At 72.1% G+C, this 613-nt stretch carries 2 protein-coding genes; one reads left to right on the forward strand and one right to left on the reverse strand.

The window, feature by feature from the left end; genetic code table 11:
* The coding region (locus PROKR_RS23160; RefSeq protein WP_036968070.1) for an MFS transporter at positions 1 to 239 on the reverse strand (239 nt) is incomplete at its 3' end.
* A gap of 97 nt (positions 240 to 336) precedes the next feature.
* Between PROKR_RS23160 and PROKR_RS23165 the strand changes: the two genes are divergently transcribed.
* Positions 337 to 613 (forward strand): ABATE domain-containing protein (locus tag PROKR_RS23165; protein ID WP_036968074.1); only part of this gene is annotated, 277 nt, incomplete at its 3' end.

Consider the following 613-nt stretch of genomic DNA (forward strand, 5'->3'; position numbering starts at 1 on the left):
AGCGGCGGGCGTCGTCCGACCCGGTCGCTCCACGCACCGGTGACCAGGTTGCCGAGCGCGAGCCCGACGGTCATCCCGGCGAGCGTGAGCTGCACTGCGCCGTCGTCCGCCCCGAACTCGTCACGCAGGGTGGGGAACGCCGGGAGGTAGAGGTCGATCGAGAGCGGGCCGAGCGTGGTGAGCAGGCCGAGAGCCACGACCAGCAGTCCCGTGCGCCGCACCGTTGCCGCGTTCGTCATCGTGCCCCCTGCACATCGTTGTACACCACCGTTAGTCGTTGGCCGGTGTCATGGTTGCCCACGGCCCCCACACCGGTCAAGCCATTACGCTGGTGTCATGCAGCTCGAGGAGAACGGCTTCGACACGCCGGCTCCGCCGTCGGCGGGGCTCGTGCGCGACTTCGTGAACAGCTACGAGCCGCAGGAGGACGCGGAAAGCCTCGGCTCCGCGACGGCCCTGCGCGACTGGTTCGCGACCCGCGGCCTGGTCTCCGCGGACGCCCGTATGACGGCGGACGACGTCGCCGTTGCGCACCGGATCCGCGAGGGACTGCGCGCCGTGCTGCTCGGCCACGCCGGGCACGCGGACGCCGCTGACCCCGCCGCGCGCAGCG

Origin of the sequence: Promicromonospora kroppenstedtii DSM 19349 (genome assembly GCF_000515355.1) — a bacterium.
In the GTDB taxonomy this organism is placed as follows: domain Bacteria; phylum Actinomycetota; class Actinomycetes; order Actinomycetales; family Cellulomonadaceae; genus Promicromonospora; species Promicromonospora kroppenstedtii.